At 74.5% G+C, this 17,762-nt stretch carries 10 protein-coding genes; 5 read left to right on the top strand and 5 right to left on the bottom strand.

What is annotated here, in order from left to right; translation table 11 throughout:
- Positions 1-28: 28 nt before the first annotated feature.
- Genes ACFOX0_RS18635 through ACFOX0_RS18625 form a run of 3 tightly spaced genes read right to left on the bottom strand, consistent with a single transcriptional unit; the run spans position 29 to position 6,471 of the window.
- Entirely contained in the window at positions 29-4,954 is a 4,926-nt protein-coding gene (locus ACFOX0_RS18635) for a condensation domain-containing protein (protein WP_377547536.1), read from the bottom strand.
- A 31-nt stretch (positions 4,955-4,985) separates the two neighbouring features.
- Positions 4,986-5,201, bottom strand: a complete 216-nt coding sequence (locus ACFOX0_RS18630; RefSeq protein WP_377547534.1) for an MbtH family protein — start codon at positions 5,199-5,201, stop codon at positions 4,986-4,988.
- Between the two features lie 52 nt (positions 5,202-5,253).
- Complete coding sequence (locus ACFOX0_RS18625) at positions 5,254-6,471, bottom strand: hypothetical protein (RefSeq protein ID WP_377547532.1); 1,218 nt, start codon at positions 6,469-6,471, stop codon at positions 5,254-5,256.
- A 154-nt stretch (positions 6,472-6,625) separates the two neighbouring features.
- Between ACFOX0_RS18625 and ACFOX0_RS18620 the strand changes: the two genes are divergently transcribed.
- From ACFOX0_RS18620 to ACFOX0_RS18610, 3 genes are read left to right on the top strand one after another with little or no spacing between them, the layout of a single operon-like run.
- Positions 6,626-7,747, top strand: coding sequence for a phosphopantetheine-binding protein (locus ACFOX0_RS18620; RefSeq protein WP_377547529.1), 1,122 nt, complete (start codon positions 6,626-6,628; stop codon positions 7,745-7,747).
- Entirely contained in the window at positions 7,744-8,487 is a 744-nt protein-coding gene (locus tag ACFOX0_RS18615) for a thioesterase II family protein (RefSeq protein ID WP_377547527.1), read from the top strand. The genes ACFOX0_RS18620 and ACFOX0_RS18615 overlap by 4 nt, the downstream gene beginning before the upstream one ends.
- The gene (locus ACFOX0_RS18610) at positions 8,484-10,631 is read left to right on the top strand and encodes an amino acid adenylation domain-containing protein (protein WP_377547524.1); all 2,148 of its coding nucleotides are present in this window, start codon (positions 8,484-8,486) and stop codon (positions 10,629-10,631) included. Before ACFOX0_RS18615 ends, ACFOX0_RS18610 begins: the two co-directional genes overlap by 4 nt.
- An 80-nt stretch (positions 10,632-10,711) precedes the next feature.
- Here ACFOX0_RS18610 and ACFOX0_RS18605 read toward each other — a convergent pair whose 3' ends face one another.
- Positions 10,712-11,998, bottom strand: a complete 1,287-nt coding sequence (locus ACFOX0_RS18605) for a helix-turn-helix domain-containing protein (RefSeq protein WP_377547522.1) — start codon at positions 11,996-11,998, stop codon at positions 10,712-10,714.
- A gap of 217 nt (positions 11,999-12,215) precedes the next feature.
- Between ACFOX0_RS18605 and ACFOX0_RS18600 the strand changes: the two genes are divergently transcribed.
- A complete protein-coding gene (locus tag ACFOX0_RS18600) occupies positions 12,216-14,186 on the top strand; it encodes an ABC transporter ATP-binding protein (RefSeq protein WP_377547520.1) in 1,971 nt (656 codons plus the stop codon).
- Entirely contained in the window at positions 14,179-15,969 is a 1,791-nt protein-coding gene (locus ACFOX0_RS18595; RefSeq protein WP_377547518.1) for an ABC transporter ATP-binding protein, read from the top strand. The genes ACFOX0_RS18600 and ACFOX0_RS18595 overlap by 8 nt, the downstream gene beginning before the upstream one ends.
- Before the next feature lie 226 nt (positions 15,970-16,195).
- On the opposite strand, the gene ACFOX0_RS18590 is transcribed toward ACFOX0_RS18595, so the two are convergent.
- A complete protein-coding gene (locus ACFOX0_RS18590; RefSeq protein ID WP_377547515.1) occupies positions 16,196-17,581 on the bottom strand; it encodes a condensation domain-containing protein in 1,386 nt (461 codons plus the stop codon).
- Positions 17,582-17,762 lie beyond the last annotated feature (181 nt).

Genomic DNA, 17,762 nt, shown 5'->3' with positions numbered 1-17,762 from the left:
CGTGCGGGTCCGGTCGGTGCGTACGGCGTCATGGGATCGCACCGGTCGGGTCCGGTCGCGCGGTCCGCAGGCGGGAGATCCCGTCCCAGAGGGTCGCCGGGGTCTCGAACATGTCCAGGACCAGCCGTCCGCCGGAGATGCTGACGTCGTAGGCGTGTTCCAGCGAGATGAGCAGCTCCACGGTGGAGAGCGAATTCAGGCCCAGGACGGTCAGCTCGGCGTCCGGGGTCAGCTCGGCGTCGGCGGGCAGGGTCGGCAGCACGGCCCGCAGCAGCGCCTCGAACTCCGCGTCCCACGGTGTACGACGGCCGGCCGCGGCGTCCGCGGCGGGTGGGTCGGGCAGCGCGTCCGGGTCGACCCGGCCCTCGGGCGTCAGCGGCCACGTCTCGACCGGGACCAGGACGTCCGGGACCAGCCGTCGGGGCAGCCGGTCGGCCAGGACCCGGCGCAGCTCGCCGGGGTCGACGGCCGTGCCGGGGACCGGCCGCAGGTACGCCACCAGCGTGCGCCCGTCGGCCGCCGTCGGCCGCAGCAGGACGTACGCCTCGCGTACCTGCGGCTGGGCGCACAGTGCCGCACGGATCTCGGCGAGGTCGACCAGACCGGTGTCCGCGGTGGTGTGCGCCCGCACGGGGCCGAGGTGTTCCAGCCGGCCGTCCCCGTGCAGCCGGGCGAGCCGACCGGTTCGCAGGAGCCGCTGTCCACCGTGGCCGGCGGGGTCGGGGACGAGGTGCTCGGCGGTCCCGACCGGATCGGCGTGGTACCCGTCGGGCAGCACCGGCCCACCCACGTACAACTCGCCGATCACCCCGATCGGCACGGCGCGCAGGTGCGGGTCCAGGACGTACGGCCGCACACCGGGTAGCGGCCGGCCGGCGAGGGTCAGCCATCCCGGCGACGTGTCGGCGCCGCCCACCTCGATCAGCCGGAGGTCCGCGTCGGTGCCGGCCGGGTGGGCCACCGCGAGCAGGGGGTCGCCACCGACCAGGACGGCGGTCGGCGACCCGGCGCCCGGTCCCGCCGCGGTCTCCCGCCCGGTGCCGGCCTCGACCTGCCACCGGGTCGCGGGCGGGGCGTGCAAATGGGTGACCGGTGCCGACGGCCCACCGACGGCCGCCGCCGCGGACCGGGCCGATGCGGCCCGCTCCGGCTCCGGTGCGGCGACGACGAGCTGTCCGCCCGTGACGATCGGCAGGAGCAGTTCGACCAGGGCCGGCCAGGAGGGGAACGGGCTGGCGAACAACCAGACCGACTCCTCGGTCGACGGGGCGCCACTGTCGGCGAGCCCGGCCCGGAGCCCCGCCAACGCGGACGCCAGCGCGCGGTGTGAGAGCACGGCTCCGCCGCCGGGCGCGGTCCGCGCATCGGGCAGCACGCAGGCGGCCGAGCCGGGCCGCCCGCCGGCCCCCGACCCGTCGGCCGGCGGGCCCAGCTCCGTCACGGTGTCCGCCTCGATGAGGGCGTCCGCTCCCCCGGCGCGGGCCGCCGCGCGCCGCTGCCCCGGCGAGAGCGCGCCGTCGAGGGCCAGCCAGGCGGCGCCCGCGCGCCAGACCCCGAGCAGCGTCGCCGGCAGCGACACGTCGTGCCGCGCCGCCACCGCGACCAACCCACCCGGGCGTACGCCCGCCTGCCGCAGCCGGTCCGCCACCTCCCGCGCCGCCGCGTCGAGCTGCGCGTAGCTGAGCCGGACCTGCCCGGACCGGACCGCGACCGCGTCCGGCCGGCTGCTGACCCACCCGGCGAACGCGTCGGGGACCGGGGCCGGCTCCGGGCCCGGCGCGGCGGCGTCCCGGCCGGCGGCGAGCCGGCGCACGTCGTCGGGTGCGAGGCGGGCCGCCGTGGCATCGCCCGCCGACCCGCGGGCCATGTCCTCCAGTACGGCCCGGTACATGTCGCCGAGCCGGCGCGTCGCGTCCCGGGTCAGCACGTGGTTGGTGGTGTTGAGCCGGAGCACCCCGGAGCGTTCGCCGGCGAGGGTGAACACGTGCAGGGCGAACTCGTTCTCCGACTCGTCGACCGTCGCCTCCCAGTGCACCAGGTCCTTGTCCACCTGGTGGAAATCGAGATAGTTGAACATCACCTCGACGAGGCGGGTGCCGGGGGCGAACTCCTGCTGCACCATCGGCATGGGGAACCTGCGGTGCGGCCACATCTCGGTCAGTCCCCGGTAGACGAGCCGGACCAGCTCCCCCCAGGTCCGAGCCCCGGTGGGCATCGCGAAGGGCACCGTGTTGATGTAGAAGCCGGGGACCCGCTCCGCGCCGACCATCTCCGGTCGGGCGTCGGTCACCAGGCCGGTGCAGAAGTCCGTCGCCTCGGTCACCGCGCTCATCACCGTCAGGTGCGCGGCCAGCAGCACCGCCTTCAGCGAGGTCCGGGTCTCGGCCGCGAGCCGGCGCAGGTCCTCCTGGAGGTCGTCGAACCCGACGCTGTGCTGGTAGCGGTCCCGCGCGGCGCCCGGGTCGTCCCGCCAGGCGGCCGGCAGCCGGCCCGGCGACCGGCCCTCGACGACCTCCCGCCAGTAGGCGCGGTCGGACTCCGACCGCAGCGCGGCCAGCTCGGCGGCGATGTAGTCCGCGTACCGGAACGGCACCGGTTCCGGGGACACCGGCACCCGGCCGGCCCGCAGTTCCCGGTAGGCGGTGAGGATCTCCATCATCAGGCTGTGGAAGCTCCAGCCCTCCAGCACCGGATGGCATTCGGTGACCGAGAAGCACCAGTCGTCGGTGTTCGCCGCGGTGTGCGCGTGGAACCGCACCAGCGGCGCCTCGGTCAGCGTCATCGGGTTGCGCCGTCGCTCGTCGAAGTACGCGCGCAGCCGGGGCTCCCAGCCGTCCGGGCCGACGGCGTCGCCCCGGGTGACCCCGGGCCGGTAGCTGACCTCGCGCCGCACCAGCTGCAGGGGGATGGAGTAGCTGCTCAGGTCGAACGTGGTGCGCAGCACCTCGTGCCGGTCCACGACGAGCTGCACCGCCTGCTGGAAGGCCGAGGCCGAGAACGGGCCGTCGCCACGGATCAGGAAGGAGGTGGAGTCCTGGTAGAGGTTCAGGTCGGGCCGGGCCAGCATCTCGACGATCATGCCGAGCTGGCCGGCACCCACCGGGTAGGCGTCCGCCAGGTCCGTCGGCAACGCGTCCCGGTCCGCCCGGCCCACCATGGCGAACGGGGCGATCCCGGTGGGCACCTCCGCCCGGCGCCGGACCGCGACCGCCCGGGCCAGGTCGCTGACCGTCTGGTGGGCGTAGAGGTCCGCCGCGGTCACGTCCAGGCCCCGCGTCTTGAGCCGGCCGGCGAGGGCGACCGCCCGGATCGAGTCGCCGCCGATGTCGAAGAAGTTGTCGTCCGGGTCGACGTGGTCGACCCGCAGCACGTCCCGCCACACCTCGTCGAGCGTGCCCAGCAGTTCCCCGGCGGGCGGCGGTCCGTCGCCACCGCTGACGGCCGGCGCGACGGCCGGTGCCGTCGCTGCCCGGTCGCCGTCCGGCCCGCCGGGCGTCCGGTTCGGCAGGTACGGCGTGGGCAGCTGCGCCAACGGCAGGTCCGGTTCCCGGACCACCGCGTCGAGCAGCACGCCGTAGTGGGTGGCGAGGCGTTGGGCGGTCTCCTCGTCGAACAGCGCCCGGGCGAATTCGAGGTGCGCCGACAACTGCCCGGTGGGCTCCTCCGCGACGTGGACCGTGAGGTCGAACTTGGCCACCGTCCGTTCCGGCGCCCCGACCGGCGTTACGTCGACCCCGGGTAGGTCGAACACGCCGTCGTCGGTGGGGTTCAGGTCGAACGCCACCTGGAACAGCGGGTTGCCGCCGGCGTCCCGGGCCGGCCGCAGCTCGTCGACGAGCAGCCGGAACGGCACCTCCCGATGGTCGAGCGCGGCCAGGGCGACCGTCCGGACCTCGGCCAGCACGGCGCCGAACGTGCCGTCGCGCGGGCAGCGCGCGCGCACCACCACCGTGTTGACGGTGTACCCGATGAGCTGGTCGAGTTCGGGCAGCGCGTGCATCGCCACCGGCGTACCCACCGCCACGTCCTCGGTGCCGGACAGTTGCGCGAGCATCGTCTGGAAGGCGGCGAGCAGCACCAGGTAGGGGGTGGCCTGCCGGGCGCTCGCCAGCGCCCGGATCCGCTCGCTCAGCTGCGGCCCGAGCGGGACCTCGACCGCCCCGCCGCGCCAGTCCGGCCGGGGCGGCCGGGGCCGGTCCGTCGGCAGGGCCAGCTCCGCCAGGCCGTCCAGGTGACGACGCCAGTACGCCAGATGGTCGCGCAGCGCGTCACCGGCCGTCCGCCCGCGTTCCCAGCCGGCGTAGTCGGCGTACTGGATCGGCGGTTCCGGCAGCGCGGCGGGGCGGCCGGCGGCGCGCTCGGCGTACCCGGCGCTCACCTCGGCGCCGATCCGCCGGTACGACGCCCCGTCGCAGGCGATGTGGTGCGTGACGACGACCATGAGGTGCCGGTCCGGCGCCAGCCGGATCAGCGTCACCCGCAGCGGATGTTCGGTCTCGAGGTCGAACGGTTGCCGCCGCCGCGCGGCGGTGATCCGGAGCGCCTGCTCCTGGCGCTCGGCCGCCGGCTCGCCGGACAGGTCGACCACCGGCAGCTCGAAGCGGACCGGCGGGTCGAGGTACCCGACCGGCTCGTCCCCCGGTTGGCCGTAGCGGGTCCGCAGGATCTCGTGCCGGTGCACGAGCCGCTCCCAGGCCCACCGCAGGGCCTCGACGTCCAGCTCGCCCGCGAGCCGCAGCGTCCAGGCCATGAGGTACGCGGGGCTGGCCGGATCGAGCTGGTACAGCACCCACATCTGCTGCTGCCCGGCCGACAGCGGCAGCGGCCCGTCCCGGTCGACCCGGTCGATCGACACGGAACGGTGGGTGGAGCCGAGCAGCCGCTGCCGGATCCGCTCGGCCCGCCGCGCCCGGTCGACGTCACCGGTACGGCTCTCGGCCTGTTCCACGTTCACGGTTGGTTCTCCTCTACCCGGCCGGCGGCGACTACGACGCGTCGGCGCGGGCGCTCGCCGCGCGGACGCTCAACGGACGCAGGTCGGTCCAGACCTCGGCGATGTGGGCGAGACAGTCCGCCTTGGTGCCGACGGTGCCCTCGCCCCGCCAGCCCTCGGGCGGCTCGCGACGCGCGGGCCAGATCGAGTACTGCTCCTCGTGGTTGACGACGACCTGGTAGGTGTCGTCCGCGACGGCGTCGCTCACCAGATCTCTCCTTCCGCCGCAGGCCGCTGGGGACGGGTCGGGCGCGCGGCCATCAGCGCACCGGGGACTGTTCGTCGGCGAGTTCGGCGCGCTGCGCCGCGCGGACCGCCGCCGGCCAGTTGTCGGGATCGGGGCCGTGCTGACAGAGCAGCGCGTACACCAGGCGTTCCAGGCCGAACCCGGCGCAGCCGCTGACCAGCGGGACCCCGTCGGGCCGGGTGATGTCGAAGCCCCGGCCGAAGAAGTCGCCGTGGAAGTTGAACGAGCCGACGGCCACGTCGCGGTCCGGGCCCAACCGCAGCCGCAGTTCGTACTTGAGTTCGAGCTGTCGCTGGGACCAGGCCCGGGCCGCGCGGTCGGCACCCATGAAGAACGGGTCGCTGGCGACCTCGCAGTGCCCGTCCAGTCCCAGCTCGTCGACGAGGGCGAAGATCAGCTCCATCAGCCGCTCCCGGGCGTCCAGGACCGCGCCGCGGCCGCCGAAGAACACGGTCTCCCGGATGGTGAAGTCCCAGAGTCGCTCCAGGGTGGTGGCGTACCGCGACTCGTACCGGAACGACTTGCCGCGGGAGGTCACGACGTGCACCCCGTCGGCCGGCAGGACCCGGCCACGGTACTGGGCGAAGGTGTGGTAGCACATCGTCGGCGGCAGGCAGTAGTCCACATTGGAGCATCGCCGCAGCGCCGCGCCGTCCAGGGCGCCCGTCGCGTCGTACGAGCGCTGGAAGTCGCGGTACACGTCCAGGTCCTCGTGCAGCCGGGTCACGAACATCAGGTACTGGGGAAAGGCGCCCGGGTATCCGGCCGTGTCGAGCACCCGGGTGGGAATCAGCGTCGGGTACCGGTACTCGGTCGCCCCGAACGCCCGCACCACGAGGTCCCGCAGCCGCCGGTCCAGGGCCGCCAGCAACGAGACCAGGGGTTCCCCGACCGCGATCTGCCCCTCGCCGGCCTCGCTGACGACGCCGGCGGCCAGCAGCGGCGCGTACACCTGGTGGGTGGCGCGCCGGTTGGCGGACCGCCAGACCACCTTGGTCGGCTGCTCCGGCTGGCTCCCCAGGTCGTTCTCGACCAGGGTGTTGAGCTTCGCCGACAGGGCCTCCCGGTCCAGCGCCGCCGTGCTGAACAACCGGACCGCGCGGACCGTTCCGTCGTCCACGACGAGCCGGAACGACTCGATCCGCGCGGACACGTAGAACATCCGTCGCTCGAGTTCCGCGACGCGGGCCTGCGGCACCGGCGTACGCAGAACGACCTCAGTCTCGATCATCGTCCCTCCCGGATGCCCAGTAACGCACGCCCGATCGGCCATGGACAGGCAACGGCGACGGCAACTCCCCCCAGCGGACTTGCCGGCGAACTGCCTGGTCCGCCCCACCGACCTCCGGTGAGGATCGACAGGCACGCGAGGGGCGGAGGTGGGGATGACCGCGGTCGACGCACCCGGTACCCGGCAGAGCGGGACACCGCTGACCTGCCGGGCGATCGAAGAAACGGTCTGCGAGGTCTGGCGGGGCGTCCTGGACACCGAGGTCGGCCCGTACGACGACTTCTTCGACCTGGGCGGCGACTCGCTCTCGATCATCGACACCGTGGACGAGCTGCGCCGGCGTGGCATCGGCGTGCGCAGCTCGGTGGCGTTGCGCAACCCGACCCCGGCCCGGCTGGCGGAGAGCCTGACCGTGGGCAACGAGCGGGCGCCGGCGCCGGGCCGTACCGCGTTCCCGGACCTGCTCGCGGGCCCCGACGCGGTCTCCCGGTGGCGGGCCCGGTCCTGGGCGCAGGTGCGCTGTGGTCCGACCCCGACCCCGACCGTGTCGGGCGGCGGCGCCGCGCCGTTGGTCCTGCTGCACTCGGAGAGCCATGCCGAACGGGAGCGGGAGGCGGCCGTACGCTGGGCGCCCGACCGGCCGGTGACGGGCTTCACGGCGCCGGGCGTGACCGGTCCGCTCCCGCCGGACTCCGGGCCGGCCGCGCTGGCCGGCCACCTTCTCGACGCGCTGCTGGCCGCCGTGCCGCACGGCCCGTACCTGCTGGCCGGCTTCGGCCACCGCGCGGTGCTCGGGTACGAGCTGGCCCGGGCGCTGCGGCGGCGCGGCCACCAGGTCGCGCTGGCGATGATCCTGCCGCCCGCGGTCGGACCGGCCGCCGGACCGCGGGCCGACGTCGGGGACCTGCTCGACCTGCGGTGCACGGCGTTGGCGCGCCGCTTCGCGCTCTCCGGCCGGGAGGATGCCACCGAGGTGCTCGCCCGGATGCGCGCGGCCGGCTGGTACGACCGGGAACTGTCCCCGGCCGACGTGGCCCGGGCGCAACTGGCCTGGGCCGAGTTCGCCGGCGAGCTACCCGGCTACCGGCCCGGCGGGTACGACGGTCCGGCGGTTCTCTGCGTCGACGGGCCGGACGCCACCGCCGTCGCCGAGTCCTGGCGGGCGGCGATCCCCGACGCCCGGATCCACCTGTCCGGGTACGGCGTCGAGTCGCCGGCCGCGGTCCTCGCCGACGCCCGGCTCGACGCCCTCCTGCGCCAACGGCTGAACCCGTGAGCACACCCACCCGGTGGCTCACCCGCCCGCGCAAGGTCACCGATCCCCGGCTCCGGTTGATCTGCGTACCGCACATCGGCGCCGGTGGGGCGGCGTTCAACTCCTGGGCCGAGCGGCTGCCGGCCGAGGTCGAGCTCTGTGCCGTCCGGTTCCCCGGTCGGGAGAACCGGCTCGCCGAACCGCTCGTCGACGACCTGGGCACGCTGATCGACGGGCTGCTACCGGCCCTGGCGCCGCTGCTGGACCGTCCCTTCGTCCTGCTGGGCCACTGTTCCGGCAGTGTCATCGCCTTCGAACTGGCCCGGCGGCTGCGCGCGGACGGCGGAGCCGAGCCCGCCATGCTGATCGTCTCGTCGTCCGAGCCGCCGCGGCTGCGTCCGCGCAGTGAACTGCACCTGTTGGGCCGGGAGGAGCTGCTGCGCCGGGTGGTCGAGTTCGGCGGGATGCCCAAGACCGTGCTCGACGATCCCGACCTGATGCCGATGCTCGAAAGGATCATCCGCGCCGACTACCGGGTGGTCGAGCGGGCGCGGTACCGGCCGGCGCCCCCGCTGGACGTGCCGATCACCGTCATCGGTGGCCGGCGCGACGGATTCGTGCGCGCCGCCGACATGGCGGCCTGGTCGGCGGAGACGACGCGGGACTTCGCGTTCCACCTGATCGACGCCGAGCACTTCATCCTGCCCGAGGCGGGCGACCTGGTCGGCACGGTGGTCCGGAACCTGATGGGACACCCATGACCACGATCTCCTCCTCCACCGTCGCCGGGGCGGGGCGGGGCACCGGCGCGGATCACGCCGCCGGCGCCGACGCCGCGCGGGTGGTCCGGGTGGCGTACGCCGACCTGGCGGACGCGCTGCGGGCCCGCACCGGCGACGCGCCGATGCCTGCGGTGCTGCTCGCCGCGCACGTCAAGGTGCTCAGCATGCTGGCCGAGGAGCGGATCCGCCCGGTCGACCTGCTGCTGACGGCCGACGACCGGGTGCCGCGCCGGATCGGGCTGGCGCCGACCGACCCGACGTGGCGAGGGCTGGTCGACCGGGTGTGGCGGGCGGCGCACGCCGCCACCCCGCCGGTCGCGGGCGTCGGACCGGCCGGCGGGGCCGAGCCGGTCTTCGTCGCCCCGGACGCCGCCGGCGCACCGACCGACCGGTACGACCTGCGGGTCGAGGTACGGCACGGCCACCTGCTGCTGCGCGCCGCGTCGGACGCGGTCTCCCCGGCCCGGCTGGACCGGCTGGCGGCGCTGTACCGGGCCGTGTTGACGGCGATCGCCGACGGGCCCGACGACCCCGGCCGCGCCTGCCTGCCGCCGGAACAACGCCGCGCCCTCCTGCACGACTGGGCCGTCGGATCCCGCGTCGACCGGGACGGCCCGAGCGTGGTGGAGCTGATCCGGGCCCAGGCGGAGCGGACCCCGGAGGCCACCGCCGTGCGGCTGGTCGACGGGTCGCTGACCTACCGGGAGCTGGAGCGGCGATCCAATCGGGTCGCCCACCACCTCATCGGTCTCGGTGCCGGGCCGGACGCCCCGGTGGGGGTGTGCCTGCGCCGGGGCGTCGACCTGCTGCCGGTGCTGCTCGGCGTCTGGAAGTCCGGTGCCGGGTACGTCCCGCTGGACCCGGATCACCCGGTGGAGCGGCTGCGCCACATGATCGGCACGGCCGGGTGCCGGTTGGTGCTCAGCCGGACCGGCCACCTGCCCGCGCTGGAGCCCGTACCGGGGTGTCGGTTCCTGCTGGTGGACCGGGAAGCCGCGGCCGTGGACACGGCGCCGGCCACTGCGCCGGCGACCCGGATCGACCCCACCCAGCTGGCGTACGTCATCTACACGTCGGGTTCCACCGGTGCCCCCAAGGGGGTCCTCGTCCAGCACGGCGGTCTGCGCAACTATCTGTTGTGGACCGTCGAGGCGTACGCGGCCCGCGGTCGCGGGGGTTCGCCGTTCTTCGCCTCCCTCGCCTTCGACCTCGGCATCCCGAGCCTGTACACGCCCCTGTTGACCGGGCAGCCGGTCCACCTGCTGCCCGATCCGCTGGCCGCCGCCGACCTCGGGGACGCGCTGGCCGCCGGCGCGCCGTACAGCTTCGTCAAGCTGACCCCCGGGCAGCTCGGCCTGCTCAGCTCCGACCTCGACGCCGGCCAGGCCCACGGGTTGGCGGGGATCGTGATCGCCGCGGGCGACGCGTTCCCCACCGCGCTGGCCCGCCGCTGGCGCGACCTCGCGGGCCCCGGCGGCACCCCGGTGGCGACCGAGTACGGGCCCACCGAGATCACGATCGGCAACTCCGGGCAGCCGGTCGACGACGCCGTGGACACCGAACTGGTTCCGCTCGGCCGGCCGATCCCGAACACCACCATGTACGTCCTGACCGACCGGTCGGAGCCGACGCCGGTCGGCGTGGCCGGCGAGATCCACATCGGCGGCCCGGGGGTGGCCCGGGGCTACCTGGGCGACCCGGCGTTGACCGCGGACCGGTTCCGGCCGGATCCGTTCGGTGCTTCCGGGGCCCGCCTCTACCGCAGCGGTGACCTCGGCCGCTGGCTGCCCGACGGCACCCTGGAGTTCCTCGGCCGGGTCGACCATCAGGTCAAGATCCGGGGGTACCGCGTCGAACTCGGGGAGGTCCGCGCGATCCTGCGGAACGACGCCGCGGTGCGCGACGCCGTGGTCCTCGCGACGGGTACGCCGGCACGGCCGCGCGGACTGGCCGCGTTCGTCGTCGCCGCCGCCGGCCGGCCGGTCGACGTCGACCGGCTCCGCGCCGGCCTGGTCGCCCGACTCCCCGACTACATGATCCCCACGGACTTCGTCGCCGTCGACGAGATCCCGCTGACCGCCAACGGGAAGATCGACACCCGGGCGCTGCTCGGCCTGCTCTGACGGCGGCCCGCGGCCGCCGACGCGTACGGGCGTGCCCCGTCCGGACGGGTGGGCGAGGCGGCCGGCCCGCGGCGGACGGCTCAGGCGGCCGGCACGCGGCAGGCGGCCACCACGGACGCGTCGAGGTCGGCGCAGACGACCTGGCCGACGTACGGCATCAGCCGGTACCGGTAGACGTGGTCCCGGCAGGCGGTGACGAGGCCGTGGTCGACCAGGTCGGAGAAGAGGCACAGCACGTTCTCCAGGTCCGCGCCCGCCGCCTCGCCGGCCGCCGCCAGCACCTGTTCGGGGGTGAACTCGGTGGCCGGCAGGCCGGCGATGTGCCGCAGCAGCAGGCGGTGTTCGTCCGAGAGCAGGTCGGTGCTCCACCGGATGCTGTCGGCCACCGACCGCTGGTGCGGGGAGAGCGAGTGGTCGCTGGTGCGCAGCATGCGCAGCGCCGGCCCGGCCGCCAGCAGCGACCGGATGGGGATGGTCCGGAGCCGTTCCGCGGCGAACTCCAGCGCCCGGGGAACGCCCGCCAGCCGCCGGCACAGCTCCACCACGTGGGGCAGGTCCCGGGCCAGGTCGACGGTGGCCGGCAGGCCCGCGCTGGCCCGGCGCAGGACGAGTTCGACGGCGGGGGCGAGCGAGCCGCCCTCCTGGTGCGCCGGCTCCACCGGCAGCGGCCGGATCTCCCGGCTCAGCCCCCACCGGTCGGTGACCGGCCGGCGCGAGGTGATCAGGATGTGCGCCCGGGGGTAGGCGTTGAGCAGTTCCTTGCCGGCGGCGGCGACGGCGGACGGGAGGTGTTCCGCGTTGTCGAGGAGGATCAGCAGGTCGGCGTTCGCGCCGGGGGCACCGCCCGTCGTGCCCGGCTCGTTCCAGGTCGATTCCGGACCGACCAATCGCGTGACGCGTTCCAGGATCACCGCCGTGGGAGCCGGCGCCGCCGGCTCCTCCGCCGGAATGTCACCCAGCTCGACGACCAGGACGCCGTGCCGGAACGTCGAGGCGATCTCGGCCGCCACGCCCAGCGCGATCCGGGTCTTGCCCACCCCACCGGGCCCCAGCACGGCCGTCAGGCGGCTGGCCAGCACGGTCCGCGCCAGTTCGTGCAGCTCGGCGCGCATGCCCACGATGGGGTGCCGCGGCGGGGGCAGCCCGCGCCACCGGTCCGGGGCGGCCGGGACGCCACGGGAGTCCTCGGTCACCTCACCGGCGTCGAGCGCGCGCAGGATCAGCTTGACCGATGATCGACGGGGGTCGACCGATCCAAGCTCGACGTTACGGATCGTCCGTACGCTGAGGCCGCACCGCTCGGCGAGTTCCTCTTGCGTCCAGCCACGCAGCCTACGCAGCGAGGCAACATTGTTTCCCAGGTCCATATCTCCCCGCTCAACGCCGAAAGCGCACGGCTTTCCTTATTGCGTCGCGAGCGCGACAGTCAACCCAAATCACCCGAGGTACTCGACCGAGAGACTCCTCGATCAGGTGCCAAGCGGAGATTAGCAGGCAGCTTCCCCGAGACAAAGGAAAGTGACGGCGGTCAAATGGTCAGTGAACCGTCTTGACCCTTCGCAGCGGACCCGATATTCAACTGGCGTGACATTTTTCCGCCCGCCGGAAGCCGTCACCGGACTACTGGCGCTGCTGCGGTTGCTGCCCAGGGTGAGCCGGCCGAAGGCGGCGCTCGGCGTCCTCGGGGTCCTGCTCTCATCGGTGCTGCCGGTGGCGGTCGGCGTCGCGACCGGTGCCCTCATCGGCGCCATCCCGGCCGCGGTTCGCGGGGGCGCGTACTCCCCCCACCGGCGGACGCTGCTCGCGCTGCTGGTCGTGGTCGGCGCGCTGGTGATGCTGGACCGGATCGTCTCGCCGCTGCTGCGCACGCTGGCCGAGACACTGGGTCGCCAGGTCGACCGCTACCTGCAGGAACGCGTGATGGCCGCGGTCGGCCGGCCGGCCACCGTCGCGCACCTGGAGGACTCCGAGGTGCTGGCCCGGCTGCGCGTGGTCCGCGGCCTCGGCACGGCCGATTCGGACCGCCCGGGCCTCGCCGTCGAGGCGATGGCCGCCGTGCTCCCGTCCTGGCTGCGCGCGCTCGGCGCGGCCGCCGTGCTGCTGGCGTTCCACCCGGCGGTCGGTCTGCTGTGGCTGGTGGTCTGGCCGGCCGTCGTGCACGTCATGCAACGCGAGTACCTGCGCGTCGGTCAGGTCGGATTCGGGCAGAGCGACGCCCTGCGGCGCGCCGAGTACCTGCGCGACCTCGCCATCACCGCGCCGGCCGCGAAGGAGATCCGGATCTGGGGAATGCTGGACTGGCTGCTCGGGCGTTACCGGTCCGCCTGGCGGGCCGCGGTCGAGCCGATCTGGCGGCAGCGACGGCCCCGCCGGGGCGCGGTCCTCGGGACCACCGGCACGATCGTGGCGGTCAACGCCCTCTCCTACGGTCTGCTGGTCTGGGCCGCGGTCCGGGGGGACCTGGGCCTGGCCGCTCTCGCGGTCTACACCCAGGCCCTGGGCATGGCCAACAGCTACACCGCGTTCGACGACCACAACGCGATCCTGTCGTTCGCGGCGGTCACCGTGCCCAAGGTGCTCGACCTGGACGACCGACTCACCCCCGGGCCCGATGCGGCCGGTGCCGTACCCGAGGCGGCCGAGGCGGCGCCCGACGCCGCCGGGAAGCCGGTACGGGCGCTGCCGGCGGAGTTTCCCGCCCGGCGGATCCGCGCCGAGGGCGTCCGGTTCCGCTATCCGGGCGCGGCCGAGGACGCGCTCCGCGATCTCGACCTCACCATCGACGCGGGCAAGTCGCTCGCCGTCGTCGGCGAGAACGGTGCCGGCAAGACGTCGCTGGTGAAGCTCGTCTGCGGGCTGTACCGGCCCACCGCGGGCAGGATCAGCGTCGACGGTCACGACCTGGCCGACCTCGGTCCGGCGGTGTGGCGCAGCCGGGTCTCCGCCCTGTTCCAGGACTTCACCCGGTACCACCTCAGCGCGGCGGACAACGTCGGCATGGGCGCACCCGAGCTGGCCACCGACCGGGCCCGGCTGCGCGCGGCCGCCGAGCGGGCGGGCGCGCTGCCGCTGATCGAGGGACTTCCGCGGGGCTGGGACACCATCCTGTCACCGGAGTACGCCGGCGGCGTCGACCTGTCCGGCGGTCAGTGGCAGCGGGTCGCGATGGCCCGCGCCTTCTTCGCGGTCGAGGCCGGCGCCCGGGTGCTGATCCTGGACGAGCCGACGGCCGCGCTGGACGTACGGGCCGAGGCCGAACTCTACGAGCGCTTCCTCGACCTCACCGCCGGACTGACCACGATCCTGGTCTCGCACCGGTTCTCGACCGTCCGCCTGGCGGACCGCATCATCGTGCTGCACCGGGGCGCGGTCGTCGAGGACGGTACGCATTCGGAGCTGATGGCCCTGGACGGGCGGTACGCCACCATGTTCCGGCTGCAGGCCGCCCGGTTCGTCGACGGCGGGCCGCCGACCGGGCCGGACCAGCGGCCGGTCCTGCTCAGCGCACCGGGAGCGACGTCGGGTGCCGGCGAATCGGGGGGCGAACATGCGTGAGACCGCACGGGCGTACGCGTCCCTGATGGGCATCGGGTTCCGCGCCGCCCCCTGGCACGCCACCTGCCAGCTCCTCACCGGCGTGGTGTTCGCGGTCGCGGTGCCGATCACCGCCTGGAGCGTCAAGCTGATCGTGGACGCCGCGATCGCCCGCGACCTGGACCGTGGCCTGGTCGCGGCCGGCCTGCTGGCGCTGCTCTCCGGCGGCGCCCTGACCTGCGTCTTCTACTACGTCGACTGCCTGTTCACGGTGATGGAGCGAGCCGGCTCGCTGGCCAGCCAGCGGTTGATGACGCTGATGGGCGGCACCGACGGGCTGGCCCACCACGAGCGGCCCGAGTACCTGGACCAGGCGCACCGGGTCCGCGAGGAGCAGGGCCGGCTGGCCGGGATGGTGAACGCGACGGCCGGTCTGCTGCGGGTCGCCGCGGCCCTGGGCGTCAGCGCCGCGCTGCTCCTGATGGTCCATCCGCTGCTCCTGCTGCTGCCGGTGTTGTCGATGCTCTCCTTCTGGCTGGGCAGGCTGAGCCGCGACCTCAAGGTGGCCGCCCAGGAGGCCACCAGCGAGCCGGAACGCCTCCGCCGGCACCTGTTCGAGCTGGGCACCTCCGCCGCAGCCGGCAAGGAGCTGCGCGTGTTCGACCTGGTCGAGGTCGTCCGTACCCGCCATCATCGCGGCGCGGCGGCCGTGCTGCGGCAACGCGACCGCGCGGACTGGCGCGCCGCCGGCCTGCAGACCGCCGACGGTGTGGTCTCCGCCCTGGGGTACGTCGGGGCGATCGGGCTGGTGCTGTTCCTCGCGACGAGCGGGCGCGCGACGCCCGGCGACGTGGCGCTGGTGGTCGGCGTGGCCGCGCAACTGACCGGCACGGTCGGGCTGGCGGTGCAGTACGGCACGGAGTTCCTGTTCGTCCTGGCGGTGGCGCGGCGGTTCCGCTGGCTGGCGGCGGAGGCCGACCGGGCGCGCCGGCCGCTCACCGATCCCGCCCCGGTTCCGGCGACCCTGCGCGGGGCCATCGAGCTGCGCGGGGTCGGCTTCGCGTACCCGCGGGCCGAGGGGAGCCGGGAGGTGCTCTCCGACATCTCGCTGCGGCTGCCCGCCGGCGCGGTCGTCGCGCTCGTCGGTGACAACGGCGCCGGAAAGACCACGCTGGTCAAGCTGTTGTGCGGCTTCTACTCGCCGGTCCGCGGCAGCATCCGGGTCGACGGTGTCGACCTCGCTCGCCTGGCCGGTGACCAGTGGCGGGCGCGGGTGTCGGCCGCGTTCCAGGACTTCACGTCGTTCGAGTTCCTGGCGTCGGAGACGGTCGGGGTCGGCGACCTGCCCCGGATGGCGGATCCGGCAACGGTGCGGGCGGCCCTGGAGCGGGCCGGGGCGACCGGCGTGGTCGCCGCGCTCCCCGCCGGGCCGCGTACCCAGTTGGGCGCCCGATGGCCGGACGGCGTCGACCTGTCCGGCGGGCAGTGGCAGAAGCTGGCGCTGGCCCGCGGCCTGATGGACACCACACCCCTGCTGGTCGTCTTCGACGAGCCCACCGCGGCGCTCGACGCGCACACCGAGCACGCCCTGTTCGAACGGTTCGCCGAGACCGCCCGCGCCGGTCGGGACTCGGGTGCGGTCACCGTGCTCGTGTCGCACCGCTTCTCCACCGTACGGATGGCGGACCTGATCGTGGTCCTGGACGGGGGCCGGATCCGCGAGCAGGGCAGCCACGACGAGCTGATCGCCGCGGGCGGCCTCTACGCGGAGCTGTACGGGCTCCAGTCGCGCGCCTACCGGTGAACCGCCGCCGACCCGGGCCGGGCGGCGGTGTGCAACCGTCCGGTCCGAACGGTTGCCCGGCGGGCGGCGTTCCCGACGGCCCGACCCGGCTGACCGACCCAACGGCCCGGCCGACGGCCCGGCCCGACCGCCCGACCCGGCTGACCGGCCCGACCGCCCGACCCGGCTGACCGGCCCGACGGCCTGGCCCGGCGGGCCCGGCGGGGACGGACCGGGCCGGGATCCGCTACGGATGGTGGGCGATCCGGGCCGGTCTCGACGGGAGCGTCCCGTCGGCGGCGGCGCGGAGCAGCCCGAGGTAGCCGTCGGCCAGGCGGCCGGCCGTGGCGGCGGTGAACAGTGAGGTGTTGTACTTGAGCTTCAGCGCGGCCCGCCCGGCCGGGGCGTGCCGGAGCACCTGCAGCGTCAGGTCGAACTGGCCGAGTTGCTGCGGCACGTCGAACTGCGACACGGTGAGGCCGGCCCGTTCGACCCGATGGCCCGGCACGATGATGCCGAAGAAGGGGTCGGTGGGATCGTCGGCGCCCAGCACGAACAACGTCGAGATCGGTCCGGCCCGACCGGGGTCGCGCCGGGTGTCGACGAGCCTGGGCATCAGGGCGAACGGGTAGTCGCGATGGACCAACCCGGGCCACAGTCGCTCGCTCGTGCGGCGCAGCAGCGCCGGGAACGACCCGTCCGGCTCGACCCGGACGCGCAGCGGCAACGTGTTGACGAAGTTGCCCACGGCGTCCCGGAACGTCCGGCCGGGACGGACCGACACGGTGTACCCGACGACGAAGTCGGTGTCCCCGCTCGCCGTGTGGAGCAGCAGCTGGAACACCGACAGCAGATACCCGAAGAAGGTGACGTTCTCCGCCGCGCAGGCCGCCTCGACCCGCGCCAGCAGTTCCGCCGGCAGCGGGACACCTATCTCGGCGCCGACGAAGCGGTACACGGCGGGTCTCGGCAGGTCGGTCGGCAGACCGGTGGCCTCCCCCGCGCCGGTCAGCTCGCGGCGCCAGTGCGCGCGGGCCGCGGCCGCCCGGGCCGAGCCGAGGAAATCCCGCTCCCGCCGCACAAAATGGTCGAAGGCCGCGCCGGTGTCCACCACGGGGAGTCCGGTCCCGGCGGTGCGGGCCGCGTACCGGTCCAGGATCTCGCGGATGACCAGCAGTATGGAGACGTTGTCCAGGGCGATGTGGTGACCGGCCACCAGCAGCACGTCGGGGCCCGCGCCACCGCGGCGCAGCAGCGCGACCCGGACCGGTGGTTGCCGGTCGAGCTGGAACGGCCGCTGCGCCCAGTTGCGGGCGAAGTCCCGCACCGTGTCGTCGTCGGCGACCAGTTCATGGACCCGCAGGGTCGTGCCGGGCCCGCCGGGACAGCGGCGCGCCTCGCCGGCGACGGTCCGGATCACCGAGTTCAACTGGCTGTTGCCGGCCGTCGTGCGGGCGACGGCCGAGCCGAGTGCCGCGACGTCGACCGGGAAATGCAGATTCAGTGCCCCGGACACGTTGTAGGCGCTGCTCTCGGGCGCCAGCTGGTGAAGAAACCACAGCGCTTCCTGCCCGACGCTCAATTCGCGGCCGTCCGTCGCCGCGACGGCACCGGCCGCCGATGAAGGACGCATGGTCCGGCCTCACACCCTCACGTCGGCGACGGATCCGTACCCAGTAGGACACCTCCGGGCGTCGCACACCAGGCATTCGGGCGGCAATTCCGCTGCCCCTGTCCTGCCTGTTCGGCCCGTTCCGTCGACCGGCGAAGCTGCCGCCTCTTTGCCTGTCGCGGCAGGTCGGGCCGGCCTATGC

The organism is Micromonospora zhanjiangensis (genome assembly GCF_042650605.1).
Taxonomy (GTDB): Bacteria; Actinomycetota; Actinomycetes; order Mycobacteriales; family Micromonosporaceae; genus Micromonospora_J; species Micromonospora_J zhanjiangensis.
Note: the sequence above shows the minus strand (reverse complement) of the source record. Positions and strands in the feature narration are given on the sequence as shown.